The organism is Streptomyces sp. NBC_00328 (genome assembly GCF_036139655.1).
Lineage (GTDB): Bacteria > Actinomycetota > Actinomycetes > Streptomycetales > Streptomycetaceae > Streptomyces.
The window spans coordinates 6,796,800-6,823,047 of the sequence record NZ_CP108013.1; the positions used below are offsets into that span (position 1 = coordinate 6,796,800).

Consider the following 26,248-nt stretch of genomic DNA (forward strand, 5'->3'; position numbering starts at 1 on the left):
CTCCGGCCGGAGAAGCGGGGGCCGTTGTCGTACGAGCGGGGGCCGCTAGCGCAGGCGCGCCATGAGGGCGTGCTCGACCAGCGTGATCAGCGCCGACTTGGCGTCCGCGCGGTGGCGGGCGTCCGTCGTGATGATCGGGGCGTCGGGGCCGATCTGAAGGGCCTCGCGGACCTCCTCGGGCTGGTACGGCTGGTTGCCGTCGAAGCCGTTGAGGGCGATGACGAACGGCAGGCCGCTGTTCTCGAAGTAGTCGACCGCGGGGAAGCAGTCGGCGAGACGCCGGGTGTCCACCAGGACGATCGCGCCGATGGCGCCGCGGACCAGGTCGTCCCACATGAACCAGAAGCGGTCCTGACCGGGCGTACCGAAGAGGTACAGGATCAGGTCCTGGTCGAGGGTGATACGGCCGAAGTCCATGGCGACGGTCGTCGTCTTCTTGTCGCCGGTGTGCGTGAGGTCGTCGATGCCCGCCGAGGCGGACGTCATGACGGCCTCGGTGCGCAGCGGGTTGATCTCCGAGACGGCGCCGACGAACGTGGTCTTGCCCACGCCGAAGCCGCCCGCCACCACGATCTTCGCGGACGTGGTGGAGCGGGAAGGCCCTCCGCTAGAGCTTGCGAAGTCCACTGAGCACCCTTTCGAGCAATGTCACGGCTGGCTGGCCGCCGGCGCTCTCGTCGCCGCCCGGCTGATGAATGGCGACCAGGCCCGCCTCCGCCAAGTCGGCGACGAGGATCCTGGCTACACCGAGAGGGATGGTCAGCAGGGCCGAGATCTCGGCCACCGACTTGATCTCCCGGCAGAGGTTGCAGATGCGCTGATGCTCGGGCAACTGGCCCTGCATCTGGTGCGGCTGCGCGGTCGTGTGCACCAGCGCCTCGATGGCGAGCTGGTAGCGGGGCCTGGTGCGGCCACCCGTCATGGCGTAGGGACGCACCAGGGGATTGCTGGCACCCCCGGCGGGTGACGCCTCGGGGGAGCGCCGCTGCGGCTGCACGGGCTGGATGCGCGGCGCCGACGGCTGGTCGTAGGGAGAGGGCCCGGGGCCCTGCGGACCCTGGGGCGGGTACTGCCGTCGCTGGCCGGGTGCGGAGGGAAAGTTGTACGGGTTCTGTGAACCGTCGCCCTGGCCGCCCTGCCCCTGGCCGGGGCCGTACGACCAGTTGCCCGAAGACGAACCGCCTGGGGGTGTTACCACTCTCTCTCCTCCTCCGACCGTGCCGGGCACCCAACGCTGGGACCGCGTCCCGAAACCTTACGGCCCCGGGACGCGAATTCGCACCGTCTGTCTATTAGTTGAGAAGGCTGCCCTGGAGCTCCGCACGAAGGTCCGGAGTGAGAACCGTGCCCGCACGGTCCACCAGAAGCGCCATCTCGTACCCAATGAGACCGATGTCCGCCTCAGGGTGTGCAAGTACTGCGAGTGAAGAACCATCCGAAACGGACATCAGGAAGAGGAATCCTCGCTCCATCTCCACAACGGTCTGGTTCACGTGGCCGCCCTCGAAGATACGGGACGCGCCCGCGGTCAAAGAGGTCAGACCGGACGCGACGGCTGCCAGCTGGTCGGCGCGGTCACGGGGAAAGCCTTCGGACATAGCCAGAAGGAGTCCGTCGGCGGAGACCACCACTGTGTGCGACACCCCGGGGGTGTTGTCCACGAAGTTGGTGATCAACCAGTTCAGGTTCTGTGCCGCCTGGCTCATCGGGCTCACAACTAACGCTCCTGGTTGTAGGTGCTGTCAGAACCGAAGCCCTGACCGTTCGTGTCAGTACCTGCACTGCGTCCCCGCTCCACGCCGCGACGCAGGTTGCTCAGCCTGCCCCGGACGTCCTCAGGAGCGCGGGAGACCTGGGGGCCTCCCTGGGGGGTCGATTCCGCGGTTCCCTCGACCAGGTTGGCCTTGGGCACCCGCCGCGGCAGACCGGACGAGGTGACCCCGCCCGCCTTGGGCTTCTTCAGCTGCTCGGCGCGCTGCCACCGATCGTCGTTCGACGACCGCCAATCGTCGCCCGTGTTCCCGGAGGACATGGGCGCCGCCTGCTCCCTCGCCGGTTCCGCGGGGCGCCGGGCGTTGCCGGCGGGGGCGGGTCCGCGACGGGGGAGTCCCGCGTTGGTCATCGTGTGGGGGGCTGAAGAGGCCGGACCCGGACGACCAAAGCCTACGCTGTTCTGCTCGCCCGCGTCAGCGACCTGCGGGGATTCCGCTTGCGGAGCGTAGTCGGGCCGGTACCCGCCCTGGTATGCGTCCTGGCGCGTGTCCTGCTGCGGCCAGTCGTCCTGGTAGGACGGCTCACCGAAGCCCGGCACCGTCTCCGGGGCGGAGCCGCCCATTCCGGCGTGGTCCTGCTGGACCGGCTCCGTGTAGGAGGGCTCAGGGTAGCCGCCGTTGGACGGGAAGTACGCCTCGTCGTACGGGGCCTGCTGCGGCTCCTCGTACGACGTCTGCTGGTCGTACGTGGTCTGCTGCTCCTCGTGGACACCCTGGACACCCTGGGTGCCGTCGTACGCCTGGGTGCCGTCGAAGGACGCCTGCCCGTTGTCGTACGCGGAGGCGGGCTGCGCGTCGAAGCCGTCGGCGTAGGCCTGGGGGGCCTCGATGGCCTCCGGACCCTGCGCCTGGGCCTCCAGCGCCGCACGGCGCTCCTCGCGCATCAGGGAGCGGCCCACGGGGTCCAGATCACGGGCGTCGTCCGGGACCTCGTAGCGGCTGTCGTCGAAGCCGAGGTCCGCGGCGGTCAGCACAGGCTGCTGCGGGACACCGAAGTTCTCGCCCGGGAACGACTGCTGCTGTTGCTGCTGCTCGGGGATGATCTGCGACACGGTGAACTCGTCGGCCATCGGCTGGTGCTCGCCACCGCCACCGTGGGTGATGGCGTCGGGGAGCATGACCAGGGACGTGGTGCCGGCCTGCTCGCCCGAGGGGCGGAGCTGGACGCGGATGCCGTGGCGGTCGGACAGCCGGCCGACCACGAAGAGGCCCATGCGCTGCGAGATCGCGGCGTCCACGGTCGGCGGGTTGGCCAGCTTGTGGTTGATGTCCGCGAAGTCCTCGGCGGTGAGGCCGATTCCCTTGTCGTGGATCTCGACCATGACGCGGCCGTCGGGAAGACGGGTCGCGGTGACACGGACCTTGGTCTGCGGGGAGGAGAACGTGGTCGCGTTCTCCAGGAGCTCGGCGAGCAGGTGCACGAGGTCGGTCACGGCGCGGCCGTGGATCTCGGCCTCCGGGACACCGGAGAGCTCGATGCGCTCGTACTGCTCCACCTCGGAGGAGGCGGCGCGCAGGACGTCGACCAGCGGGACCGGCTGGTCCCAGCGGCGTCCGGGCTCCTCGCCCGCGAGGACCAGGAGGTTCTCGCCGTTGCGGCGCATACGGGTCGCGAGGTGGTCCAGGCGGAAGAGGTTCTCCAGCTGGTCCGGGTCGGCCTCGTTGTTCTCCAGGTCGGTGATCAGGGTCAGCTGGCCCTCGATCAGCGACTGGTTGCGGCGCGAGAGGTTGGTGAAGATCGCGTTGATGTTGCCTCGCAGGAGGGCCTGCTCGGCGGCCAGTCGTACGGCCTCGCGGTGGACCTGGTCGAAGGCGCGGGCGACCTCGCCGATCTCGTCCGTGGTGGTGATCGGGATCGGCTGCACGCGGGTGTCGACCCGGCCGGGGTCGGTGCGCGAGAGCTGGTCGACCAGCATCGGCAGACGCTGCTCGGCGACATTGAAGGCGGCGCTGCGGAGCTGGCGCATCGCGCGGCTCATCTGGCGGGCCACCATGCCGGCCAGGATGAACGCGGCGAGCAGGGCGATCACGACGGCGGCGCCGGTGATGAAGGCGTCGGTCCGGGCGCTGTCGGAGATGTCACCGGCCTCGGCCACGGCCTTGTCGGCGAGGTCCGACTCGATCTGGCGGTACGCGTTGTACTTGGCGGTGTTGACCGCCATCCAGTTCTGGGCGGTGACGCCCTTGGCGGCGAGCCCCGCGCGTTCGGCCTCCAGCGGGGACTCGAGCCCGGAGAGTTCCTTGACCATCTCGGTGTCGCCCGAGGGCGGCGGCACGTAGTTCGGGTCGGCGCCCGCGGCCTCGCGGGCCTTCGCGGTCAGTTCCGACTTGACCTTCGCCGAAGCCGATTCGAGCTTGGCCGAGTCTTCCTCGGTGCCACCACCCTTGTACTCCTCGATGGCGATGCCTTCGAGGTAGGCGTACGAGGACAGGGCGACGCGCTGGCTGGCGAGGCTGCTGACGCCGGGACCCGGCTTGATCAGCATGTGCATGCCGATGGACCGCTCCAGCGAGAGCGCGGCCTTGGACAGCGAGATCGCGTAGACCGTACGGCCGTAGCTGGTGATGTTGCCGGTGCCCAGACCGAGCTCGTTGGCGAACTCCATCAGCGGGTGCTGGATCTGGAGGTAGCCCTCTTCGGTCTTCACACCGGGAAGCGCGGTGGTGTACGCGGCTTCCCGCAGCTTCGTGAGACCGGGCTCGACATTGTGGAAGACCGTGAGGCGGCGCTCCAGGCCCGGAGTCTTGGGCATGTCCTGGGCGGCCTCGTCGAAGGCGTCGGCGGCCAGGTCGGTGTCGCGGCGGACCTTGACGACGGTGGCGTCCTTGGCACCCTTGCCGGACAGCAGCGGGTAGGCGCTGAGGTCACGCTCGACGAACAGCTTGTCGCCGTAGTTCAGTGCCGCCTGCACGAGGCGCGCCGTCTTCTCGGCGTCCTGCGCTTCCTGCCAGGTGTCGATCGAGCCCTTCACCTGGAAGCCGCCCATGACGAGGCCGACCACCACGGGTATGAGCAGGATCGCGTTCAGCCTGGTCGGCACACGCCAGTTACGCGGGGAGAATCGGCTTCCGCTCGGCGCGGGCGCCGGCGTGGGCTCCGGGCCGGCGACTTGTGCGGGCGCCGCTCCGCGCGCCGGCGGGGTGAAGTTGCCCCGTGCCGACGGCTCGGGACCGTTCATGCTTCGCCTCACTCGACCAACAACCTCTCGGCGTCGGCACCTACTGTGTGCCGCCGTATCTACCAGCGCCCTTGACTACTGGGCAGTTCAGCGCATTCCAGCACGTCAAGCAGCGCCATTCCAAACACTCGGAACGGATGATTCCGAGTGGCGCTGACCACAGACAAAACGGTCATAAAGAGCGAGCCCCGTCAAAAGACGGGGCCTTCATGAACGCAGGGGTACCGGGCGACCGCTATGCGTGTCGGGGCCGGCGAAATTCTCTGTCGAAACGTTATGAACACTGAGGCCGGCCGTGTCAAATGACACAGCCGGCTCCAACGCGTCTACGACAACTTCCATACAGAGTCGTCTACTTGGCTGCTACCGCAGCCGTGCCATGAGAGCGTGCTCGACCAGGGTGATCAGAGCGCTCTTCGCATCTGCACGGTGTCGCGCGTCCGTCGTGATGATCGGAGCGTCCGGGCCGATCTGAAGAGCCTCGCGCACTTCCTCCGGGTTGTACGGCTGGTGACCGTCGAAGCCGTTGAGGGCGATGACGAACGGCAGGCCGCTGTTCTCGAAGTAGTCGACCGCGGGGAAGCAGTCGGCGAGACGCCGGGTGTCCACCAGGACCACGGCGCCGATGGCGCCGCGGACCAGGTCGTCCCACATGAACCAGAAGCGGTCCTGGCCCGGCGTACCGAAGAGGTACAGGATCAGGTCCTGGTCGAGGGTGATACGGCCGAAGTCCATGGCCACCGTGGTGGTGGTCTTGTCCCCGGTGTGGGTGAGGTCGTCGATGCCCGCCGAGGCGGAGGTCATGACGGCCTCGGTACGCAGAGGGTTGATCTCGGAGACGGCACCCACGAACGTGGTCTTGCCGACACCGAAGCCACCCGCTACGACGATCTTCGCGGAGGTGGTCGCCCGGCCTCCGTCAGAGCTTGCGAAGTCCACTGAGCACCCTTTCGAGCAGTGTCACGTCCGGCGCGCCGCCGTTGTTCTCATCGCCGCCAGGCTGGTGAATGGCGACAAGTCCGGCCTCGGCGAGGTCCGCGACAAGGATCCTGGCCACGCCGAGCGGCATGGACAGGAGGGCCGACACCTCGGCCACCGACTTCACTTCCCGGCACAGATGGCAGATGCGCTGGTGTTCGGGCAGCAGTCCCATCAGCTGGGCCGGATCGGCCGTGGTGCTGATCAGAGCTTCTATGGCCAGTTGGTACCGCGGCCGGGTCCGGCCGCCGGTCATCGCGTACGGACGTACCAGCGGCTGGTCGCCTTCATCCCCGTACGACTCGGCGTACGGATCATGAGAGGCGGGGGGCGGGGTCATGAATCCTCCGGGCGGGACAGCAAGTCGGTCAGTCGTGCCGTCTGTTGGGGCCGGTGGGGGGATTGTGGCGGCCGGACGGTGATTTCGTGCGGTGTCTGGATCCGGCGGCGGTCAGTGAAGCAGACTGCCTTGTAGTTCGGCACGCAGGTCCGGCGTGAGGACGGCGCCCGCACGGTCGACGAGCAGTGCCATCTCGTAGCCGACGAGGCCGATGTCGCATTCCGGGTGGGAGAGGACCGCGAGAGACGATCCGTCCGAAACCGACATCAGGAAGAGGAAACCGCGCTCCATCTCCACGACCGTCTGGGCCACCGCACCGCCTTCGAAGATCCGGGAAGCCCCGGCAGTCAGCGAAGTGAGTCCGGAGGCGACGGCCGCCAGTTGGTCCGCGCGGTCGCGGGGGAAGCCTTCGGACATCGCCAGAAGGAGTCCGTCGGCGGACACGACGACGGTGTGGGACACCCCGGGGGTGTTGTCCACAAAGTTGGTGATCAACCAGTTGAGGTTCTGTGCCGCCTGGCTCATCGGGCTCAACTAACGCTCCTGCTGGTGAGTGGGGCTGGGGAAGCTGCCGGTCTGGCCGTTGGGAGCGGCCTGTCGACCTTGCTGAATGCCCCTACGGAGATTGGTCAGCCGGCCGCGTACGTCATCAGGCGCACGCGAGACCTGCGGACCGCTTTGGTGCTGTTGCTGCTGTGCCGTGCCCGCGACGAGGTTGGCTCGCGGGACTCGGCGCGGCAGGCCTGAGGTGGTGACCCCGCCTGCCGACGGCTTACGGGAACGCTCCGCCTGCTTGACGAGGTCGTCGTTCGGAGAGCTGCGCCACGTCGTGGTCGCGGCCGGAGCGGCGGTCGGAGCAGCGGTCGGTGCGGCGGCCGGCCGCTGCGGAGCCGGGGGAGTCTGCGGCTGCTGTGGGGCGGCCGGCGGGTATCCCTGGGAACCGTTGTTCTGGTGGGCGGTGCCGTTGACCGGCGCGCCGTCCGAGCCGTTGGCCTGACCGTGGAACCAGTTGGTCTCCAGCGTGTCGTACAGCGGGGTACGGCCGTCACCGGGGTTCGAGGCCGGGGGAAGCGCCTCGGGGGCCTGCGGACGGGCGGGCGGCTGTGGGGTTGCCGGTCGCTCGTACTGTCCGGTGGACGAACCCTGCCCGTTGCCGTAGCCGGTTGCCGCGAACTGCCCGGTGGACGCGGGGTCCTGGGAAGGCGCGTAGCCCGGCTGGGCGAACTGGCCGGTGGACGACGGCGACTGGGAGGCGCCGTAGCCCTGGGCGGCGAACTGTCCCGTGGCGGCCGGGTTCTGGCCGGTGGGGGACTGGTTGCCGGAGGCGTAACCGTACTGGCCGTTGTTCTGGCCGTTGTTCTGCGGCGCGCTCGCGCCGGGGCGCGGGGCGTCGAAGTCGGGACGGGCGAACTCCGCGGTGGAGGCGGGGCCCCGGTCATCGACCCGCGGCATGCGGGACGTGGCGTCGGGGTCCTCGTGACCACGCGGGGTGTCGGGGGACGTACGCGGAACCGGCGGCTGCGCGTTGTCGTCGCTCCAGCTCGGCGTGCGGGAGCCGGCGTTGCCACCGGGCAGCTCGGCGCGCGCGGCGCCACCGCGTCCCGGAAGCTGCGGCCGGCGACGGCCGCTCTTGCCGTTGGACGGTGCCTTCGCGGGCGCGGCCGGAGCCGCGTTGCTGTCGCCGAAGGCGTTCTGGCCCGTGCCGGTTCCGTTGCCGAAGCCCTGCTGCTGCGAGCCGTTCTGGGCGGGGAAGCCCTGCTGCGGGCTCTGCCCGAAGGCGTTCGCACCGGCGGGAGCCTGCCTGCCCTGCTGGCCGCCGGCCTGGCCCTGCTGGCCACGCGCACCGCCGGAGCCACCCGGGCGACCGCCCTGGTTGCTGCCGGGCAGCGCGGCCCGCGGACCCTGGCCCGCGCCGACCTGTCCGCGCTGCGGCGGGGCCCCGAGGGGACCGCCGGGGGCGGAGGGGGATCCGGCAGCGAGTGAGGGACCGCCCGAGCGACGGGCCGCGGACGCGCCGGCCGAGGCCTGCGCGGCGGCGGGGCCGCCGCCGACGGCACTCTGGCCCGGCTTGTTCGGCATGGGCTTCTTGCCGCCCTGGGCGACGTCCACCGGCAGCATGACCAGCGCGGTCGTACCGCCGGAGTCGGACGGACGAAGCTGGATACGGATGCCGTGACGCTGCGACAGACGACCGACCACGAACAGACCCATGCGTCGGGAGACGGAGACGTCCACCGTGGGCGGAGCGGCGAGCCGCTCGTTGATCGCGGCCAGGTCCTCGGGGGACAGACCGATACCGGTGTCGTGGATCTCGATCAGCACGCGGCCGTCGGGCAGGGCGTGACCGGTGACCTTGACCTTGGTCTGCGGGGAGGAGAACGACGTGGCGTTCTCCAGGAGCTCGGCGAGCAGGTGGACGAGGTCGTTGACGACCCGGCCGGCGACCTCGGTGCCCGGCACCGAGGAGAGTTCGATGCGCTCGTACTGCTCCACCTCGGAGGCGGCGGCGCGGAGCACGTCGACCAGCGGGACCGGACGGGTCCAGCGGCGACCGGGCTCTTCACCGGCGAGAACGAGAAGGTTTTCACCGTTACGGCGCATGCGGGTCGCGAGGTGGTCGAGCTTGAACAGCGAGGAGAGCTGGTCGGGGTCGGCCTCGCGGGACTCCAGCTCGGAGATGAGCGAGAGCTGGCGCTGGATAAGACCCTGGGAACGGCGCGAGAGGTTGGTGAACATCGCGTTGACGTTGCCTCGCAGAAGGGCCTGCTCGGCGGCGAGGCGGACAGCCTCGCGGTGCACGTCGTCGAAGGCCGCGGCCACCTGGCCGATCTCGTCCCGGGAGTGCACACCGACCGACTCCACGGAGGTGTCGACGTCCTGCGGGTCCGACTCCGAGAGCTGCTTGACGAGCTCGGGCAGGCGGTCCGAGGCGACCCGGGTGGCGGTGTCCTGGAGGCGGCGCAGGGAGCGGATCATGGACCGGGCCACGACGAAGGCGCCGACGAGCGAGACACCGAGGACGAGCAGGATCAGTACACCGGAGATGATCGCTTCACTCTGGGACTCGTTGCGCAGCTCACGGGCCTTCTGCTCCATCTCGCTGAGCAGCGTGGTCTCGATCTTCGACATCTGGTCGATCTTGGACGAGTCGTCGTCGAGCCAGTCCTTGTAGGACCGCTTGTTCTGCGTCTTGAGGCCCTCGGGGTTGCTCAGCACGCGCTTGGCGTACTGGTCGGCCGACTTGATCGTCGGGTTGTCACCCTCGATCGGCTGGAGCAGGTCCGTGCTGCCCTTGCCGTAGATGTTCTTGAAGCTGCTGTTCTCGGACTCCTGGCTCTCCTGCGCGGACAGCGCGTACTGCTGGTCGTTCTTGGAGAGGGTTCCGAAGACCTTCGGCTGCGTGGGAAGCGCGGCGGCGATGATGGCCCGCTGGACGGAGGCGTACTCCTTGGCGGAGGAGAACGCGGCCAGCGCGCGGGTGCGCTGGATCATCTCCGGGTTGCTGGTCGCCTCGGCCATGTCCTGCGAGAGCGCGAGGAGCTCGGTGACCAGGCGGTGGTACGCGTCCACCGTCTGGGTCGCGTTCTGCGGGTCGTTGTAGGCGTCGCTGCGGATCTGGTTGAGCTTGTACAGCTCGCTCACGACACCGACGAGGCTGTCGTGCACGCCGGCGAGCTGGCCCTTGGCCGTCGCGTCGTCGACCTGCTGCGTGCCTTCGAGGAAGTGCTTCTTCGCCACGTCGGTCTTGTCGCGCGCCGACTTGACCTCGTAGTCGTTGGCCAGTGCGCCGTGTGCCAGCGGACCGGCCGTCTCGTCGCGCTCCTGCTGGAGCGCGGCGGCGAGCTCGGTGGCCTGCTTGGTCATCTCGGTCAGCAGCCGCATGTTGTCGAGCTGCTGGATGTTGTCCATCGACTCGTTGATGCGGAGCGCACCCAGCGAGGTCGCGGCGACCACGGGGAGCGCGAGCAGCGAGACAAGTCGCGTCGAGATGCGCCAGTTCCGCAGGGCTACACGCGAGCCGTAGCTCGGTGTACCCGTCGACGTGGCGTCGGTCGTGGTGGCGGGAGCCTTGGGCTTCGCGCCGGCGCGAGCGGAGTGTTCACCGCTGCCGCCGACCTCTGCCGGTCCCGGGTTCTGGGCGTGCTGGGGCGAGGAACCGCGGTCGGTCCCGCCGCGCGGCTCCGGCTCCGCCGAAGCGCTGCCATCCCTCTTGAAACGTCCCTGCACTAGCGTCGCAACCTCTGGACCAGGCGCCCCTCCGCTGGAACGGCGGGGCGGTGTCGGCGTTGTACACGGACGCAGATGCGCCCTGTGTCTGTGGTCTGAATGACCGGCGCAGGTTCCCCCTTCCCGCCGCCACTCGGCGCTGAGTAGCGCCCCTGCGCGCCGGATTCGTGAATCCGCGGCGGTCCGAGGAATTCCAGCACAGTGCAGGATCTCCAACAAGGGCCATGTACCAGGCTGTGACCTCCGTGACAGCATGTGAGTGACAGGTCACGAGGCGTGTAAGGGGTTCTCGTACATACCGGGCATAGGCCTACGAGCCATGGGCGTCACGACCGTGTCCCAGTCGCGATGATCAGGAGCGGAATGACTGGTTCAGTGGAGTAATGTCCGTTTGGTCGGCCCGTATTGGGGGCCTCGATTGACCGGTTTGCCCCTTGGTGAGTGAGCAAACTCACACAGCGATCATGGCCTCTTCACGGCATCGCCAGGGAATTGAATGTTTAGCCTGACGCTTTACAGGGATGGCGAATCCGACAACCCGCGTCTATGTGGGGCTCTTTGACCCCGACCGGCGCCCAGGACGACAAGGTCGAGCAAAACGGTGAAGACGACGATGATGTTCCGCAACATTGCCAATCCGCGGCGCACGACGCTGGCGCACCTCGAGGACGCCGATGCCCTGCGCACGCCGGAGCGGCCGGAGCACTCGGTCGAGCTCCCCCTCCAGACGGCCAACCCCCGCCGCACCGTCCTGATGGACGCCCCGGTCACGGTCGCCGCCGCGGAGTGAACGCGGTGACCGGCGAAGGGCCGCGCGGCGCGCGGCCCGGCCGGTCCCGGACACCCCTCCACGAGGGCACCCTCACCGCCGGCCCGGACCGGTGCGCCGCCGCCCGTCACCCCGGAGCACGCCCCGCGGCTCACCGCCCCGGCGGATATACGCCAAGCCCGCAGCCCTTGCCGCGTTAGCCTGGAGCGTCAGACTCCAGCCAGCTCAGTGAGGGGCGCAAGGATCCCGTGCGCATCGCCAGATTCTCCATCGACGGCAACGTCGCTTTCGGCGCGGTCGAGGGCGACAAGCCGGACGAGCTCGTCCTCGACATCATCAAGGGCATCCCGTTCGCGGACTTCGAGCTCTCCGGTACGAAGGTCCCGCTGAACAAGGTCCGGCTGCTGCCGCCGGTGCTCCCGAACAAGGTCGTGGCCTTCGGCCGCAACTACGCGGAGCACGCCAGGGAGCTCGGCAACGAGGTGCCCGACGCCCCGTTCGCCTTCTTCAAGCCGTCGACCTCGGTGACCGGTCCCGGCGACCCGATCCAGTACCCCTCCTTCTCCAGCGAGCTGCACCACGAGGCCGAGCTCGCCGTCGTCATCGGCCGCATGTGCCGCGAGGTCCCGCGCGAGCGGGTCAAGGACGTCATCCTCGGTTACACCTGCGCCAACGACGTCACCGCCCGCGATGTGCAGAGGCGCGAGAAGCAGTGGGCCCGCGCCAAGGGCTTCGACAGCTCCTGCCCGCTCGGCCCCTGGGTGGAGACGGACCTCGACCCCGCCGACCTGACCATCCAGTGCACGGTCAACGGGCAGCAGCGGCAGCTCGGCCGCACCAGCGAGATGATCCACTCCATCGAGGACCTCATCGTCAACATCACCGAGGCCATGACGCTGCTCCCCGGCGACGTGATCCTCACCGGCACCCCGGCTGGGGTCGGCCCCCTGAACGTCGGCGACGAGGTCGCCGTCACCATCGAAGGCATCGGCACTCTCACCAACAAGGTGATCAAGCGTGGCTAACGTCCGTGTACGTTTCTGTCCCTCCCCGACCGGCAATCCCCATGTCGGGCTGGTCCGCACCGCCCTGTTCAACTGGGCGTTCGCCCGGCACAACGAAGGCACCCTGGTCTTCCGCATCGAGGACACCGACGCGGCCCGCGACTCCGAGGAGTCGTACGACCAGCTCCTCGACTCGATGCGCTGGCTGGGCTTCGACTGGGACGAGGGCCCCGAGATCGGCGGCCCGCACGCGCCGTACCGCCAGTCGCAGCGCATGGACATCTACGCGGATGTCGCCGCCAAGCTCCTGGACGCGGGCCACGCGTACCGCTGCTACTGCTCGACCGAGGAGCTGGACAACCGCCGCGACGCCGCCCGCGCCGCCGGCAAGCCCTCCGGCTACGACGGCCACTGCCGCGACCTGTCCGCCGAGCAGAAGGCCGCCTACGAGGCCGAGGGCCGCAAGCCCATCGTCCGCTTCAGGATGCCCGACGAGGCGATCACCTTCGACGACCTGGTCCGCGGCGAGATCACGTACCTCCCGGAGAACGTCCCGGACTACGGCATCGTCCGGGCCAACGGCGCCCCGCTGTACACGCTCGTCAACCCCGTCGACGACGCCCTGATGGAGATCACCCACGTCCTGCGCGGCGAGGACCTGCTCTCCTCCACCCCCCGGCAGATCGCCCTCTACAAGGCGCTGACCGAGCTGGGCGTCGCCAAGGAGACCCCGGCCTTCGGCCACCTCCCGTACGTGATGGGCGAGGGCAACAAGAAGCTCTCCAAGCGCGACCCGGAGTCCTCGCTCAACCTCTACCGGGAGCGCGGCTTCCTCCCCGAGGGCCTGCTGAACTACCTCTCCCTGCTCGGCTGGTCGCTCGCGGCGGACCGCGACATCTTCTCGATCGACGAGATGGTCGCCGCGTTCGACGTCACGGACGTGAACCCGAACCCGGCCCGCTTCGACCTGAAGAAGTGCGAGGCGATCAACGCCGACCACATCCGCATGCTCGATGTGAAGGACTTCACCGAGCGCTGCGCCCCCTGGCTGCGCGCTCCCTTCGCGCCCTGGGCGCCGGAGGACTTCGACGAGGCGCAGTGGCAGGCGATCGCCCCGCACGCCCAGTCGCGGATGAAGGTCCTCTCCGAGATCACGGACAACGTCGACTTCCTGTTCCTGCCGGAGCCGGCCGTCGACGAGGCGTCCTGGACGAAGGCGATGAAGGAGGGCAGCGACGCCCTGCTCCGCACGGCCCGCGAGAAGCTGGAGGCGGCCGACTGGACCTCCCCGGAGTCCCTGAAGGAGGCCGTCCTGGCCGCGGGTGAGGAGCACGGCCTCAAGCTCGGCAAGGCCCAGGCCCCGGTCCGCGTCGCCGTCACCGGCCGCACGGTCGGCCTGCCGCTCTTCGAGTCCCTGGAGATCCTGGGCAAGGAGAGGACGCTGGCGCGCGTCGACGCCGCGCTGGAGCGGCTCGCGGCCTAGCCCGCAGACGTACGCGACAGGGGCGGTGTCCGGTTCGGGCACCGCCCCTGTCGCGTGTGCGCCGGCCCTGCCGCATGTGCCCGGCCGGTCACCCTCGGTTCACCGCTCCCGTCAATTCCCTCTTGTCGCAGCGCAGTTGTACGTCCGCTGTGCCCCTGACCGGCGCGACCGCCACCGTCCGAGGGACAGCCGCCCGCCCCCGGGGATACCGTCGGCGCATGAGCATCGACGCCGTGGTCTGGGACATCGACGACACGCTCTTCGACTACACGGCCGCCGACCGGGCGGGCATGCGGGACCATCTCGCCGCCGAGGGCCTGCTCGACGGCGGGACGACCGTCGAGCAGGCCCTCGGGCGCTGGCGGGAGATCACCGACGCCCAGTGGGCGAGGTACGCGGCCGGCGAGACGGACTGGCAGGGTCAGCGGCGGGACCGTGTCCGGGTGTTCCTGGGGGAGTCGCTGAGCGACACCGAGGCCGACGCGTGGTTCGACCGGTACGTCACGCACTACGAGGGCGCCTGGGCGCTCTTCCCGGACGTCCTGCCCGTCCTGGACGCGCTCGTGGCCAGCCACCGGCACGCCGTGCTGTCCAACTCCAGCCTCCTCGTGCAGGACCGCAAGCTGCGCGTCCTCGGTGTGCACGACCGCTTCGAGGCCATCCTGTGCGCCGCCGAACTCGGCGTCTCCAAACCCGCGGCGGCCGCCTTCCACGCGGCCTGTGACGCCCTGGGGCTGCCACCGCACCGCGTCGCCTACGTAGGGGACCATCCGGAGATCGACGGACGCGGCGCCGCCGACGCCGGTCTGCTCTCGGTCTGGATCGACCGGGGCGGCGCCCACGCCGCCGGCGCCGCCGGACGGACGGGTCCGCACCGCATCGGATCGCTCGCAGAGTTGCCCGCGATCCTCGACACGGATACCCGTTTTGGAGCGTGGTCCACCTTCGGGTAATGTTCCTTCTGCGCCGCCGGGAGCGGGCCGAAAGGCCGGAGCCCGGAGGTGCCAGCTAAAACAAGATCCCCCACAGGGGTCGCGTTTCAGTGGCCTATGGTGTAATTGGCAACACTACGGTTTCTGGTACCGTCATTCTAGGTTCGAGTCCTGGTAGGCCAGCTCGCAGAGCTCATCTGCACACGCGGAAATCCAGATCCGCACCCGCCCCCGTTGTGTAGCGGCCTAGCACGCTGCCCTCTCACGGCAGTAGCGCCGGTTCGAATCCGGTCGGGGGTACAGATCCTTCTCAGGGAGGCAGTTCGGGTCGCACCCGCTGCCCCTCATGCAGGATCGCTAGGGCCCCCGTTGTGTAGCGGCCTAGCACGCTGCCCTCTCACGGCAGTAGCGCCGGTTCGAATCCGGTCGGGGGTACTGACCAAATTGGTCTAAACCACCATGGGCTATGGTGTAATTGGCAACACTACGGTTTCTGGTACCGTCATTCTAGGTTCGAGTCCTGGTAGCCCAGCTCCGAATCTGCGGAAACGCAGGATTCAGGCCCCCGTTGTGTAGCGGCCTAGCACGCTGCCCTCTCACGGCAGTAGCGCCGGTTCGAATCCGGTCGGGGGTACACGGTCCGCAAGGGTCTCCACTTCGGTGGGGGCCCTTTCGGCGTTCGGAGATCAACTCGGACCACGGTGCCATGAGTTGGATCACCCCGGAAACGGGGCACGGGGTGCACGGGCTCGGTGAGCCGGTACACCCCGTGTACGGGACGGTGCGCTTCGGGAAGGGCCTGCCGCGGCGTTGAGGCCGGCCCTCCCGTCGCGCGGGAGCGGAGCGAAGGTCAGCCGGTGCGGCGCAGGGCCTCGGAGAGCCGCCCGGCGGCGTCGATGACGGCCTGGGCGTGCATGCGGCCCGGGTGGCGGGTCAGGCGCTCGATCGGCCCGGAGACCGAGACGGCGGCCACGACACGGTTCGAGGGTCCGCGGACCGGCGCGGAGACGGACGCCACGCCCGGCTCGCGCTCACCGATCGACTGGGCCCAGCCCCGGCGCCGTACCCCCGACAGAGCGGTGGCGGTGAAGCGGGCGCCCTGCAGACCGCGGTGCAGCCGCTCCGGCTCCTCCCAGGCCATCAGGATCTGGGCGGAGGAACCGGCCTTCATGGTGAGCGTGGAGCCCACCGGGACCGTGTCCCGCAGACCGGACAGCCGCTCGGCCGCGGCGACGCAGATGCGCATGTCGCCCTGGCGGCGGTAGAGCTGCGCGCTCTCGCCCGTGATGTCCCTCAGGTGCGTGAGCACCGGGCCCGCCGTCGCGAGGAGGCGGTCCTCACCCGCGGCCGCGGCCAGTTCGGCGAGCCGGGGTCCGAGGATGAAACGGCCCTGCATGTCGCGCGCCACCATGCGGTGGTGTTCAAGTGCCACGGCGAGGCGATGTGCCGTGGGTCGTGCCAGTCCGGTCGCCGCGACCAAGCCTGCGAGGGTGGCCGGACCGGACTCCAGAGCGCTCAGGACAAGGGCTGCCTTGTCCAGAACGCCGACGCCGCTACTGTTGTCCATGAAACGATACTCGCGTCTCACTCTGTGAAACGCAAGTTCAATTTCCGGTGGAACGCGCCACCCTTGTAGACACAGCGGCCCGCGAACCAACGGGTCCGGCGGACGACGTCCGGTACGAGGGGTACGGACGTTCAACCGCCCCGGAAATCTCTAGTTGGGCCGGCGCCACACAAGCCGGCCGGAGGGAAAGCGATGGGTAGGACACTCGCGGAGAAGGTCTGGGACGACCATGTCGTCCGGCGCGCCGAGGGCGAGCCCGACCTCCTCTTCATCGATCTGCACCTGCTGCACGAGGTGACCAGCCCGCAGGCCTTCGACGGCCTGCGTCAGGCGGGCCGCCCGGTGCGGCGCCTCGACCTCACCATCGCGACCGAGGATCACAACACCCCGACCCTCGACATCGACAAGCCCATCGCGGACCCGGTCTCCCGGGTCCAGCTGGAGACGCTGCGCAAGAACGCCGCCGAATTCGGCGTGCGGCTGCACTCGCTGGGCGACGTCGAGCAGGGCGTGGTGCACGTGGTGGGGCCGCAGCTGGGTCTGACCCAGCCGGGCACCACCGTGGTCTGCGGCGACTCGCACACCTCCACGCACGGCGCCTTCGGCGCCCTGGCGTTCGGCATCGGCACCTCCCAGGTGGAGCATGTGCTGGCCACCCAGACGCTCCCGCTGGCCCGCCCGAAGACCATGGCCATCACGGTCGACGGCGAACTGCCCGACGGAGTCAGCGCCAAGGACCTGATCCTGGCGATCATCGCCAAGATCGGTACGGGCGGCGGCCAGGGCTACATCCTGGAATACCGCGGCTCCGCCATCGAGAAGCTCTCGATGGAAGCCCGGATGACCATCTGCAACATGTCGATCGAGGCCGGCGCCCGCGCTGGCATGATCGCCCCCGACGAGACCGCCTTCGCGTACCTCAAGGGCCGCGCCCACGCCCCCGAGGGCGAGGAGTGGGACGCCGCGGTCGCGTACTGGAAGACCCTGAAGTCCGACGACGACGCCGAATTCGACGCGGAGGTCGTCATCGACGCCGCCTCCCTGTCGCCGTTCGTCACCTGGGGCACCAACCCCGGCCAGGGAGCGCCGCTTTCGGCGAACGTCCCCGACCCGGCTTCGTACGAAGACGCTTCGGAGCGCCACGCCGCCGAAAAGGCCCTGGAATACATGGGGTTGACCGCCGGACAGCCGCTGCGCGACATCAAGGTCGACACCGTCTTCGTAGGTTCGTGCACCAATGGCCGTATCGAGGACCTGCGTGCGGCCGCCGAGATCGTCGAGGGCCGCAAAGTCGCCGACGGCGTACGGATGCTGGTCGTCCCCGGCTCCGCGCGGGTCGGTCTGCAGGCCGTCTCCGAGGGCCTGGACGTGGTCTTCAAGGAGGCCGGCGCCGAATGGCGGCACGCGGGCTGCTCGATGTGTCTGGGCATGAACCCCGACCAGCTGGCCCCCGGTGAGCGCTCCGCGTCCACCTCCAACCGCAACTTCGAGGGCAGGCAGGGCAAGGGCGGCCGTACGCATCTGGTCTCGCCGCAGGTCGCCGCGGCCTCGGCGGTTCTCGGCCACCTGGCCTCCCCGGCCGACCTGTCCGACGCCCCCGTGCCCGCTGGAGTCTGAGAGCCATGGAAGCATTCACCACGCACACCGGCCGGGCCGTCCCGCTGCGCCGCAGCAACGTCGACACCGACCAGATCATCCCCGCCCACTGGCTCAAGAAGGTGACCAGGGACGGCTTCGAGGACGGTCTCTTCGAGGCCTGGCGCAAGGACGCGTCCTTCATCCTCAACCAGCCCGAGCGCCAGGGCGCCACGGTTCTGGTGGCGGGTCCCGACTTCGGTACGGGTTCCTCCCGCGAGCACGCCGTCTGGGCGCTCCAGAACTACGGCTTCAAGACCGTCATCTCGTCCCGGTTCGCCGACATCTTCCGCGGCAACTCGCTCAAGAACGGCCTGCTCACGGTGGTTCTGGACCAGAAGATCGTGGACGCGCTGCAGGAGCTGTCGGAGAAGGACCCGCAGGCCGAGATCACGGTCGACCTCGAGGCCCGTGAGGTGCGCGCCGAGGGCATCACCGCCGCCTTCGAGCTCGACGAGAACGCCCGCTGGCGGCTGCTGAACGGGCTGGACGACATCTCCATCACCCTCCAGAACGAGGGCGACATCGCGGCGTACGAGGCCAAGCGGCCCTCGCACAAGCCGAAGACGCTCCAGGTCTGACACCCGGCCCGGCTCCGGCCGGGCACGGTTGATTTCAGCCATGCCGCATCACTCTGTACCCCCAATCGTGGACGGTTGGGGGTACAGCTGTTTCCGCTCCCGGAAGGCTCCCGCGCACCCTCACGAGGACAGTCAACTCCCTTAGTTACAAGGCGGGTTGCCTGGGTAGGCGGCTACGTGGGCGACTTCCGGCCAAGGGGGCCAGAAGGCCTCCGGTGGGCGGCAGTTGCCCCCTGCGCAGGCGACAACTCGCCCCAGATGGCACAATCTGTGCATGGAACGTGACAGCCAACTCGAGCTCTACGCGGCGGTCGCGGCCCAACTCAAGGAAGCGCACACAAGAGTGCGCGCACTGCAAGTCCCGGAGGGCGTACGGATGGCGCTGGCCCGGAAGCTGCTGGTCATTACGGCCGCGGCCAAGCACGATCTCGCCGACGCGACAAGGCGGCTGGAGCGGTTCACCACCGACCTCGACGAGGGCCGATTCCTCGAAGGGGATCACTGACGAACTGAGCTGCGGCCCGAGTTCGTTGCGGCACAAGGGTGATTAGCCCGTTTCGTGTTTGATTTGCGGTATATATCTGCCTAACGTGCGAAAAAGCTTGAACGCATTCGTTCGGGCAATGTCTCCGAAGGGGAAGACGTGAACAAGGCGCAGCTCGTAGAAGCGATTGCCGACAAGGTCGGCGGGCGTCAGCAGGCCGCCGACGCGGTCGACGCGGTACTGGACGCCATCGTCCGTGCGGTTGTCAGCGGAGACCGGGTCTCGGTCACGGGCTTCGGTTCCTTCGAGAAGGTCGACCGCCCCGCCCGTTACGCCCGCAACCCTCAGACGGGTGAGCGTGTTCGGGTCAAGAAGACCTCTGTGCCGCGCTTCCGTGCCGGCCAGGGCTTCAAGGACCTGGTGAGCGGCTCGAAGAAGCTCCCGAAGAACGACGTCGCGGTCAAGAAGGCCCCGAAGGGCAGCCTCTCCGGCGGCGCTTCCGCGACGGTGAAGAAGGCCGCGGCCAAGAAGGCCACCACCGCCAAGAAGGCGGCGGTCAGGAAGGCCGTGGCGAAGAAGACGGTCGCGAAGAAGACCACGGCCGCCGTGAAGAAGACCGCGGCGAAGAAGACGACGGCGAAGACGGCCGCCGCCAAGAAGACGACGGCGAAGACGACCGCGGCCAAGAAGACCGCCGCCAAGAAGGCTCCGGCGAAGAAGGCCACGGCCAAGAAGGCCCCCGCGAAGAAGTCGACGGCTCGCAAGATCACCGCCAAGAAGGCCACCGCCCGCTAGAAGCAGGGCCGAGGGGCACCTCACGCGCCGGGCCGGGCTCCCACCGGGAGCCCGGCCCGCGGCACGTCCAGAACGTCCGCGTCAGAACGTCTGCAGCGTGATCAGGGTGATCCTGAGCTCCGCGCCCTCGCCCTCGGTCTCGATCCGCACGCGCTGTCCAGGCCGCAGCAGCCGCAGCCCGCCGGCGTCGAACGCCGGGCCGTCGAAGGGCACCGGGGTGCCGTCGTCGAGCAGCACCTGTCCGCTGCGGGTCTCGGGGTCGTACGTGTACGAGGTCGCCTGCATGGGGGCAGCCTACTGATCCCGCCCCGCGCGGGACGCGAGCAGTTCCGCCCCCGGGCTCGGCCGCCCATTGCCGCCTACTGCCCGGGAATCAGCAGCCGCGCCGCCGCGGCCGCCGTGCGCGGTCCGACGCCGAGTGCCAGCGCCGCCCGCAGATCCTCCCGGGTGTCCACGTCCTGGCGTACGGAATCCACCGCGTCGAGACGGAGTTCCGCGGCCCCCGAGGCGCGATGGCGGGCCCGGGAATCACCGCCGAAAGCGGGGAGCAATTCCCGGCCCGGGGAAGCGGCCAGGAGCGTCGTGCCGATTGCGGCAGCATCGGCCAGAAAAGCGCGGGGGAATTCGCCCGCGGCGGCCAGTACCCGGGCCAATTCCCCAGGCCGCAGAGCGGGCAGATCGGCGTTCAGGGCCGCGACGGCGCATTCGGGATCCCGGGCCCGTACGGCCTCGGCCCCGTGCGCCAGCGCCGCGTTGAGGCCCCCGCCCGGCTCGTCCGCGACGATGTGCGCGCCGAGCGCGGCCAGCTCCCTCCCGGCCAGGGCGTCGCCCGTGACGACCGCCACACCTCGGACGGTGGCGCAGGCCAGCGCCGCCGCCACGGTGTCCTGCGCGAACGCGAGGGCAAGCCCTGGGCGCAGTACGTCGGAAGCGGTGTCCGCCAGCCTGCTCTTGGCCCGCGCCAGGGGTTTGAGAGGTACGACCAAGGTCCACCGCACGAGCGCTCCACCCTCTCCAGTCACGCCTTATTGTGACCTGGTCACCCTGGCGGTCCGGGTGTCGGGGCGTACGGTGTTCTCGACAGACAGGCGGCCTGGAGCGACACTTGTGCGGCCCCCCAGGCTCTAGAGGAAGGTGTCCGCGTGCCCCGCCGCAGAATCGGCTTCTGGTACCGCTTCGCAGCGGTTCTCGTCAAACCGCCGCTGGTGCTTCTGATCAAGCGGGACTGGCGCGGGATGGAGAACATTCCGGCCGAGGGCGGATTTATCACCGCGGTGAACCATAATTCCCATGTGGACCCGTTCGCGTATGCGCACTACCAGTACAACACCGGGCGTGTTCCGCGCTTCCTGGCGAAGGCCGGGCTTTTCAAGAAGGGATTCGTCGGCGCCGCGATGCGCGGCACCGGACAGATTCCCGTCTACCGCGAGAGCACCGACGCCCTGAGCGCCTTCCGGGCCGCGATCGACGCCGTGGAACGCGGTGAGTGCGTGGCGTTCTACCCCGAGGGCACGCTCACCCGTGACCCCGACGGCTGGCCGATGACCGGCAAGACCGGTGCGGCGAGGGTCGCCCTGCAGACCCGGTGCCCGGTGATCCCGGTCGCGCAGTGGGGCGCCAACGAACTGCTGCCCCCGTACGCCAAGAAGCCCGACATCCTTCCGCGCAAGACCCACCGCGTGCTCGCGGGCCCGCCGGTGGACCTCTCGCGCTACTACGACCGGGAGATGAACCCGGACCTCCTGAAGGAGGTCACCGAGGTCATCATGGCGGCCGTCACCGCGCAGCTGGAGCTGATCCGCGGCGAGAAGGCGCCCGAGAACGTGTACGACCCGCGCGAGGTGCGCATCGCGCAGCGCCGTAGGACCGCGGCCAAGTCGAAGGCACCGCAGGAAGAAGGGCAGGGCACGTGAGCAAGCCGGTCAGGGCGGCCGTCTTCGGGACCGGATCGTGGGGTACGGCTTTCGGCATGGTGCTCGCCGACGCGGGGTGCGACGTCACCCTGTGGGCACGCCGTCCCGAACTCGCCGACGCGGTCAACTCCACGCGCATGAACCCGGACTACCTCCCGGGCATCGAACTCCCGGAGAACCTGCGGGCCACCGCCGACCCGGCGAAGGCCGCACGCGGAGCCGACTTCACCGTCCTCGCCGTGCCCTCCCAGACCCTGCGCGGCAACCTCGCGGACTGGGTGCCGCTGCTCGCCCCCGACACCGTGCTCGTCTCGCTCATGAAGGGCGTCGAACTCGGCACCGTGAAGCGGATGAGCGAGGTCATCGAGGAGGTCGCCAAGGTCTCCGCGGACCGTGTCGCCGTCGTCACGGGGCCCAACCTCGCCAAGGAGGTCGCCCAGCGGATGCCGGCGGCGGGCGTCGTCGCCTGCCGCGACGAGGCGGTGGCCCGGCGGATCCAGACCGCCTGCCACACGCCGTACTTCCGGCCGTACACGAACACCGACGTGGTGGGCTGTGAACTCGGCGGAGCCGTCAAGAACGTGATCGGTCTCGCCGTCGGCATCGCCGACGGCATGGGTCTGGGCGACAACGCCAAGGGCTCGCTGATCACCCGCGGCCTGGCCGAGACCACCCGCCTCGGACTCGTGATGGGCGCGGACCCGATGACGTTCTCCGGCCTCGCGGGCCTCGGCGACCTCGCCGCCACCTGCTCCTCGCCGCTGTCCCGCAACCACACCTTCGGCATCAACCTCGGCCGGGGCATGACCCTCCAGGAGACCATCGCGGTCACCCGGCAGACCGCCGAGGGGGTCAAGTCCTGCGAGTCGGTGCTGGATCTGGCACGCCGGCACGGCGTCGACATGCCGATCACGGAGACCGTCGTCAGCATCGTCCACGAGGGCAAGCCGCCGGTGGTCGCCCTCAAGGAGCTGATGGGGCGCAGCGCCAAGCCCGAACGCCGCTGAACCGGCGCCGCCGAACCACCAGGTGGGCGACGCTCCGCAAGGTGGGTACGACGCTGAGCAACAGCCGCCGTGGGGCGCTGACTCACCGCCGTACCACCGGGTACTCTCAACCCGATATGAGCACCGAGAACCTCCCCCAGAGCCCTGAGCAGCCGACGCGCAAGCCGCGCGTGGCCGTCGTCTTCGGCGGCCGAAGCTCCGAACACGGGATCTCCGTGGTCACCGCCGGCGCCGTCCTCAGCGCGATCGACCGTACGAAGTACGACGTACTGCCGATCGGTATCACCCAGGACGGCCGTTGGGCGCTCACCGCGGACGAGCCGGAACGCATGGCGATCGTCGACCGCAAGCAGCCCAGCGTCGAGCAGCTCGCCGAGTCCGGCGAGGGCGGCGTGGTGCTCCCCGTCGACCCGGCCAACCGTGAAGTCGTCTACAACGAGCCGGGGTCGGTCCCCAAGGCGCTCGGCGAGGTCGACGTCGTCTTCCCGATGCTGCACGGCCCGTACGGCGAGGACGGCACCCTCCAGGGCCTGCTGGAACTGTCCGGGGTCCCCTACGTCGGCTCAGGCGTGCTCGCCTCGGCCGTCGGCCAGGACAAGGACTACATGAAGCGGGTGTTCACCTCGTTCGGCCTGAAGGTGGGCCCGTACGTGGTGATCCGGCCGCGCGAGTGGCAGCAGGACCAGTCCGCCGCCCGCAAGAAGATCGTCGACTTCGCGGGTGAGCACGGCTGGCCGCTCTTCGTGAAGCCCGCGCGCGCGGGTTCGTCGTTCGGCATCACGAAGGTCGACGACCTCTCCGGCCTCGACGAGGCCATCGCGGAGGCCCAGCGGCACGACCCGAAGATCATCGTGGAGGCGCTGCTGCGCGGACGCGAGATCGAGTGCGGAGTCCTGGAGTTCGAGGACGGCCCGCGCGCGTCGGTCCCCGCGGAGATCCCGCCCGTGCAGTCGCACGCGTTCTACGACTTCGAGGCCAAGTACATCGACGCCGCCGACGGGATCGTGCCGGCGCCGCTCACCGAGGAGCAGACCGCGGAGGTCCGCCGCCTGGCCGTCGAGGCCTTCGACGCGGCGTCCTGCGAGGGCCTGGTCCGCGCGGACTTCTTCCTCACCGAGGACGGCGAGTTCGTGATCAACGAGATCAACACGATGCCGGGCTTCACGCCGATCTCCATGTACCCGCGCATGTGGCGGGAGACGGGCGTCGGCTACGCGGAGCTCGTCGACCGCCTGATCCAGGCGGCGCTGCGCCGGTCCACCGGACTGCGCTGAGTACGTCGCGGCACCAGTACGTCAGTCGGCGATCCCCTTGGGGATCGCCTTCTTGACGGAGGCGGCCAGGTCGACGAGCACGCCGGAGGCATCGGCCCCTTCGGGCACGGTGACCTGGACGTACGCCAGACGCGACGCGGTGGTGAGGCGGGTCGTCCCGTCGTCCTGCTGCTCCATCAGCCAGTCGACGCCGTTCACTCCGCCGCCCACCGCCTTCGGGTCGTCGCCCGCCGCCACCTTCGGATCGATCATCTTCGGCGGCCGCTCGACACCGCAGCGCAGTATGATCGCCGGGCTTCCCCAGCCCGCGGTCAGCGCGGACCGGGGCTCCGGGTCCTCCCGGCGCCGGCCGTCCACGGTCCGCGGCAGCGCCTTGTCCAGGTTCTGGCACAGCTCGGTGACCTTCGTGTCCGGGCTCGGAACCGCGACGGACGCGCTGTCGTCTGCTGAGGAGCAGCCCGCGATCGCGATCAGCGTCGCGAGAGCGGGCAGCCCGAGCAGAGCGGTGTGCCGGTGACGGAAGAAGTTCACCGGCCAAGGGTAGACGGGGGCTACAGGTGCACGACCGGGCAGGTCAGGGTGCGGGTGATGCCGTCCACTTGCTGGACCTTGGCGACCACCATGCGGCCGAGGTCGTCGACGGTGTCCGCCTGGGCGCGCACGATCACGTCGTACGGTCCGGTCACGTCCTCGGCCTGGATCACCCCCGGGATCTTGGCGATCGTCTCGGCGACGGTCGACGCTTTGCCGACCTCCGTCTGGATCAGGATGTACGCCTGTACCACGGAACCTCCAGGGCGGCCACGAGGATCATGTGGGGAAAAGGAACGCCACGGTATCGCGTTGCCGCTCGCCGCGGGGAGACCCGCGGTCACTGGGGCTCGCGCGCCGGGGTGGAGGAACTGCGCAAGTTGACGGTCAACTCGACCGTACCGAGTACTCAGACGGCTCGCGACCGGGCACGAGCAGCGACAGAGGGAGCACGACGATCATGAAGGGCACCGTGGGCGAGTTGGGGGAGTTCGGGCTCATCCGAGAGCTCACCTCGCGTCTCACCACCACCCCGGCGGTCCGGGTCGGCCCCGGCGACGACGCCGCGGTGGTGGCAGCGCCGGACCGCAGGGTCGTGGCGAGCACCGACATCCTCCTCGAAGGGCGTCACTTCCGCCGCGACTGGTCCACGGCGTACGACGTCGGCCGCAAGGCCGCCGCACAGAACCTCGCGGACATCGCCGCGATGGGCGCCGTGCCGACCGCGCTGCTGCTCGGCCTGGTCGTGCCCGCCGAGCTCCCGGCCACCTGGCCCTCGGAGCTGATGGACGGGCTGCGCGACGAGTGCCAGGTCGCGGGCGCCGCCGTGGTCGGCGGTGATGTCGTACGGGGGGAGACCATCACCGTCGCGATCACCGCGCTCGGCGATCTGCGCAACCACGAGCCGGTCACCCGGGGCGGCGCCCAGCCCGGTGACGTCGTCGCCGTGACGGGCTGGCTGGGCTGGTCGGCGGCCGGGTTCGCGGTGCTCTCCCGGGGCTTCCGCTCGCCGCGCGCCTTCGTCGAGGCGCACCGCCGCCCCGAACCGCCGTATCACGCGGGTCCGGCCGCCGCCGGGCTCGGCGCGACCTCGATGACGGACGTCAGTGACGGCCTGATCGCCGACCTCGGGCACATCGCCGAGGCGAGCAAGGTCCGTATCGACATCCGCTCCGGGGACATCGACATCCCCTCGCAGATGAACGACATCGGTCAGGCCGTGGGGGTCGACCCCATCCAGTGGGTGCTCACCGGCGGCGAGGACCACGCGATCGTCGCCACCTTCCCGCCGGACGTGAAGCTGCCCGCGCGCTGGAAGGTGATCGGCGAGGTCCTCAACCCGTCGGCGCTGCCCCGGGTGACCGTGGACGGCGCTCCCTGGACGAGCAAGGGCGGCTGGGACCACTTCGGGGGCATCGAGTCCTGAGCCCCCGGCGCCCGGGGTGTATCCCCGGGCGCTCGGGCGGCCGACGGAACGCGAGCAGCAAAAAACCCGCCCACCGTGAGGTGGACGGGTTCAGTGCAGACGTACCAGCAGTGGCCGCGCGCTAGCGGTTGTCAGCGCGTGACCTTGCCGGCCTTGATGCACGAGGTGCAAGCGTTCACGCGCTTCGGCGTCCCGCCCACCACGGTACGAACGCGCTGGATGTTGGGGTTCCAGCGACGCGGTGTACGGCGGTGCGAGTGCGAGATGTTGTTGCCGAAGCCCGGCCCCTTGCCGCAGACGTCGCAGTTGGCAGCCACGGGTCACTCCAAAGACTTCAGATGCACTTACGGT

The 26,248-nt window shown here is 69.5% G+C and carries 26 protein-coding genes and 5 tRNA genes; 17 read left to right on the forward strand and 14 right to left on the reverse strand.

What is annotated here, in order from left to right; all coding sequences use genetic code 11:
* Positions 1–45 precede the first annotated feature (45 nt).
* From OG485_RS29930 to OG485_RS29965, 8 genes are all read right to left on the reverse strand, one after another.
* Entirely contained in the window at positions 46–627 is a 582-nt protein-coding gene (locus tag OG485_RS29930) for a GTP-binding protein (RefSeq protein WP_151472110.1), read from the reverse strand.
* Positions 608–1,198 (reverse strand): DUF742 domain-containing protein, encoded by a 591-nt coding sequence (locus tag OG485_RS29935; RefSeq protein WP_328671653.1) that lies wholly within the window; start codon positions 1,196–1,198, stop codon positions 608–610. The genes OG485_RS29930 and OG485_RS29935 overlap by 20 nt, the downstream gene beginning before the upstream one ends.
* 94 nt (positions 1,199–1,292) lie before the next feature.
* The gene (locus OG485_RS29940; protein ID WP_261709979.1) at positions 1,293–1,706 is read right to left on the reverse strand and encodes a roadblock/LC7 domain-containing protein; all 414 of its coding nucleotides are present in this window, start codon (positions 1,704–1,706) and stop codon (positions 1,293–1,295) included.
* A gap of 11 nt (positions 1,707–1,717) precedes the next feature.
* Positions 1,718–4,963, reverse strand: a complete 3,246-nt coding sequence (locus tag OG485_RS29945) for a sensor histidine kinase (RefSeq protein ID WP_328671655.1) — start codon at positions 4,961–4,963, stop codon at positions 1,718–1,720.
* A gap of 351 nt (positions 4,964–5,314) precedes the next feature.
* Positions 5,315–5,890 (reverse strand): GTP-binding protein, encoded by a 576-nt coding sequence (locus OG485_RS29950; protein WP_028802395.1) that lies wholly within the window; start codon positions 5,888–5,890, stop codon positions 5,315–5,317.
* Positions 5,871–6,269, reverse strand: a complete 399-nt coding sequence (locus OG485_RS29955) for a DUF742 domain-containing protein (protein WP_037624993.1) — start codon at positions 6,267–6,269, stop codon at positions 5,871–5,873. Before OG485_RS29955 ends, OG485_RS29950 begins: the two co-directional genes overlap by 20 nt.
* 111 nt (positions 6,270–6,380) lie before the next feature.
* Positions 6,381–6,794, reverse strand: a complete 414-nt coding sequence (locus tag OG485_RS29960; protein WP_266765867.1) for a roadblock/LC7 domain-containing protein — start codon at positions 6,792–6,794, stop codon at positions 6,381–6,383.
* Between the two features lie 9 nt (positions 6,795–6,803).
* Positions 6,804–10,496 (reverse strand): sensor histidine kinase, encoded by a 3,693-nt coding sequence (locus OG485_RS29965; RefSeq protein WP_328671660.1) that lies wholly within the window; start codon positions 10,494–10,496, stop codon positions 6,804–6,806.
* Positions 10,497–11,097: 601 nt separating this feature from the next.
* Here OG485_RS29965 and OG485_RS29970 point away from each other — a divergent pair.
* The 9 genes from OG485_RS29970 to OG485_RS30010 all read left to right on the forward strand — a co-directional run bounded on the left by OG485_RS29970 (position 11,098) and on the right by OG485_RS30010 (position 15,318).
* Positions 11,098–11,286 carry a hypothetical protein gene (locus OG485_RS29970; protein WP_328447741.1) on the forward strand — a complete coding sequence of 63 codons (189 nt, stop codon included), beginning with the start codon at positions 11,098–11,100 and terminating at the stop codon, positions 11,284–11,286.
* Between the two features lie 227 nt (positions 11,287–11,513).
* Positions 11,514–12,290: a fumarylacetoacetate hydrolase family protein gene (locus tag OG485_RS29975; RefSeq protein ID WP_328671661.1), complete on the forward strand. Its 777-nt coding sequence runs from the start codon at positions 11,514–11,516 to the stop codon at positions 12,288–12,290.
* Entirely contained in the window at positions 12,283–13,752 is a 1,470-nt protein-coding gene (gene gltX / locus OG485_RS29980; protein ID WP_328671662.1) for a glutamate--tRNA ligase, read from the forward strand. Before OG485_RS29975 ends, gltX begins: the two co-directional genes overlap by 8 nt.
* A gap of 218 nt (positions 13,753–13,970) precedes the next feature.
* Entirely contained in the window at positions 13,971–14,705 is a 735-nt protein-coding gene (locus tag OG485_RS29985) for an HAD family hydrolase (RefSeq protein WP_328671663.1), read from the forward strand.
* Positions 14,706–14,795: 90 nt separating this feature from the next.
* Positions 14,796–14,867: transfer RNA gene (locus tag OG485_RS29990), tRNA-Gln, on the forward strand.
* Positions 14,868–14,911: 44 nt separating this feature from the next.
* Positions 14,912–14,984 (forward strand) — tRNA-Glu (locus OG485_RS29995).
* A 62-nt stretch (positions 14,985–15,046) separates the two neighbouring features.
* Positions 15,047–15,119: transfer RNA gene (locus OG485_RS30000), tRNA-Glu, on the forward strand.
* 25 nt (positions 15,120–15,144) lie between these two features.
* Positions 15,145–15,216 (forward strand) — tRNA-Gln (locus OG485_RS30005).
* 29 nt (positions 15,217–15,245) lie between these two features.
* Positions 15,246–15,318 (forward strand) — tRNA-Glu (locus OG485_RS30010).
* Positions 15,319–15,534: 216 nt separating this feature from the next.
* Here the strand turns inward: OG485_RS30010 and ndgR are convergent.
* Entirely contained in the window at positions 15,535–16,251 is a 717-nt protein-coding gene (gene ndgR, locus OG485_RS30015; RefSeq protein ID WP_028806673.1) for an IclR family transcriptional regulator NdgR, read from the reverse strand.
* A gap of 192 nt (positions 16,252–16,443) precedes the next feature.
* Here ndgR and leuC point away from each other — a divergent pair, with 192 nt between their 5' ends.
* The 4 genes from leuC to OG485_RS30035 all read left to right on the forward strand — a co-directional run bounded on the left by leuC (position 16,444) and on the right by OG485_RS30035 (position 19,746).
* Positions 16,444–17,868 carry a 3-isopropylmalate dehydratase large subunit gene (gene leuC / locus OG485_RS30020; protein WP_266763142.1) on the forward strand — a complete coding sequence of 475 codons (1,425 nt, stop codon included), beginning with the start codon at positions 16,444–16,446 and terminating at the stop codon, positions 17,866–17,868.
* 5 nt (positions 17,869–17,873) lie between these two features.
* Complete coding sequence (leuD, locus tag OG485_RS30025) at positions 17,874–18,467, forward strand: 3-isopropylmalate dehydratase small subunit (RefSeq protein WP_326785325.1); 594 nt, start codon at positions 17,874–17,876, stop codon at positions 18,465–18,467.
* Positions 18,468–18,741: 274 nt separating this feature from the next.
* Positions 18,742–18,972: a hypothetical protein gene (locus OG485_RS30030; RefSeq protein WP_328671664.1), complete on the forward strand. Its 231-nt coding sequence runs from the start codon at positions 18,742–18,744 to the stop codon at positions 18,970–18,972.
* A 138-nt stretch (positions 18,973–19,110) separates the two neighbouring features.
* Positions 19,111–19,746, forward strand: coding sequence for an HU family DNA-binding protein (locus OG485_RS30035; protein ID WP_328671665.1), 636 nt, complete (start codon positions 19,111–19,113; stop codon positions 19,744–19,746).
* An 81-nt stretch (positions 19,747–19,827) separates the two neighbouring features.
* On the opposite strand, the gene OG485_RS30040 is transcribed toward OG485_RS30035, so the two are convergent.
* Positions 19,828–20,031: a hypothetical protein gene (locus tag OG485_RS30040; RefSeq protein WP_326785322.1), complete on the reverse strand. Its 204-nt coding sequence runs from the start codon at positions 20,029–20,031 to the stop codon at positions 19,828–19,830.
* 74 nt (positions 20,032–20,105) lie between these two features.
* Positions 20,106–20,744 (reverse strand): 2-phospho-L-lactate guanylyltransferase, encoded by a 639-nt coding sequence (gene cofC, locus OG485_RS30045; RefSeq protein ID WP_328671666.1) that lies wholly within the window; start codon positions 20,742–20,744, stop codon positions 20,106–20,108.
* A gap of 144 nt (positions 20,745–20,888) precedes the next feature.
* On the opposite strand from cofC, the gene OG485_RS30050 reads away from it, so the two are divergent.
* The 3 genes from OG485_RS30050 (at position 20,889) to OG485_RS30060 (ending at position 23,940) form a co-directional block, all read left to right on the forward strand.
* Positions 20,889–21,659 carry a lysophospholipid acyltransferase family protein gene (locus OG485_RS30050; protein WP_328671667.1) on the forward strand — a complete coding sequence of 257 codons (771 nt, stop codon included), beginning with the start codon at positions 20,889–20,891 and terminating at the stop codon, positions 21,657–21,659.
* Positions 21,656–22,666, forward strand: coding sequence for an NAD(P)H-dependent glycerol-3-phosphate dehydrogenase (locus OG485_RS30055; RefSeq protein ID WP_328671668.1), 1,011 nt, complete (start codon positions 21,656–21,658; stop codon positions 22,664–22,666). The genes OG485_RS30050 and OG485_RS30055 overlap by 4 nt, the downstream gene beginning before the upstream one ends.
* 116 nt (positions 22,667–22,782) lie before the next feature.
* The gene (locus OG485_RS30060; protein WP_328671669.1) at positions 22,783–23,940 is read left to right on the forward strand and encodes a D-alanine--D-alanine ligase family protein; all 1,158 of its coding nucleotides are present in this window, start codon (positions 22,783–22,785) and stop codon (positions 23,938–23,940) included.
* Positions 23,941–23,961: 21 nt separating this feature from the next.
* Here OG485_RS30060 and OG485_RS30065 read toward each other — a convergent pair whose 3' ends face one another.
* Positions 23,962–24,471: a DUF3515 domain-containing protein gene (locus OG485_RS30065; RefSeq protein ID WP_328447716.1), complete on the reverse strand. Its 510-nt coding sequence runs from the start codon at positions 24,469–24,471 to the stop codon at positions 23,962–23,964.
* A 20-nt stretch (positions 24,472–24,491) separates the two neighbouring features.
* The gene (locus OG485_RS30070) at positions 24,492–24,725 is read right to left on the reverse strand and encodes an Lrp/AsnC family transcriptional regulator (protein ID WP_158990895.1); all 234 of its coding nucleotides are present in this window, start codon (positions 24,723–24,725) and stop codon (positions 24,492–24,494) included.
* A 206-nt stretch (positions 24,726–24,931) separates the two neighbouring features.
* Here OG485_RS30070 and OG485_RS30075 point away from each other — a divergent pair, with 206 nt between their 5' ends.
* Entirely contained in the window at positions 24,932–25,897 is a 966-nt protein-coding gene (locus OG485_RS30075; protein WP_326785315.1) for a thiamine-phosphate kinase, read from the forward strand.
* Between the two features lie 131 nt (positions 25,898–26,028).
* Here the strand turns inward: OG485_RS30075 and rpmB are convergent, their stop codons facing one another.
* The gene (rpmB, locus tag OG485_RS30080) at positions 26,029–26,214 is read right to left on the reverse strand and encodes a 50S ribosomal protein L28 (protein ID WP_037625034.1); all 186 of its coding nucleotides are present in this window, start codon (positions 26,212–26,214) and stop codon (positions 26,029–26,031) included.
* Positions 26,215–26,248 lie beyond the last annotated feature (34 nt).

What these genes read in the sequence shown, in the direction of transcription:
- OG485_RS29940 (WP_261709979.1), bottom strand. Translation starts at nt 1,706, where the DNA reads ATGAGCCAGGCGGCACAGAACCTGAACTGGTTGATCACCAACTTCGTG.
- OG485_RS29955 (WP_037624993.1), bottom strand. Translation starts at nt 6,269, where the DNA reads ATGACCCCGCCCCCCGCCTCTCATGATCCGTACGCCGAGTCGTACGGG.
- OG485_RS29960 (WP_266765867.1), bottom strand. Translation starts at nt 6,794, where the DNA reads ATGAGCCAGGCGGCACAGAACCTCAACTGGTTGATCACCAACTTTGTG.
- OG485_RS29985 (WP_328671663.1), top strand. Translation starts at nt 13,971, where the DNA reads ATGAGCATCGACGCCGTGGTCTGGGACATCGACGACACGCTCTTCGAC.
- ndgR (WP_028806673.1), bottom strand. Translation starts at nt 16,251, where the DNA reads ATGGACAACAGTAGCGGCGTCGGCGTTCTGGACAAGGCAGCCCTTGTC.
- leuC (WP_266763142.1), top strand. Translation starts at nt 16,444, where the DNA reads ATGGGTAGGACACTCGCGGAGAAGGTCTGGGACGACCATGTCGTCCGG.
- leuD (WP_326785325.1), top strand. Translation starts at nt 17,874, where the DNA reads ATGGAAGCATTCACCACGCACACCGGCCGGGCCGTCCCGCTGCGCCGC.
- OG485_RS30030 (WP_328671664.1), top strand. Translation starts at nt 18,742, where the DNA reads ATGGAACGTGACAGCCAACTCGAGCTCTACGCGGCGGTCGCGGCCCAA.
- OG485_RS30040 (WP_326785322.1), bottom strand. Translation starts at nt 20,031, where the DNA reads ATGCAGGCGACCTCGTACACGTACGACCCCGAGACCCGCAGCGGACAG.
- OG485_RS30060 (WP_328671669.1), top strand. Translation starts at nt 22,783, where the DNA reads ATGAGCACCGAGAACCTCCCCCAGAGCCCTGAGCAGCCGACGCGCAAG.
- OG485_RS30075 (WP_326785315.1), top strand. Translation starts at nt 24,932, where the DNA reads ATGAAGGGCACCGTGGGCGAGTTGGGGGAGTTCGGGCTCATCCGAGAG.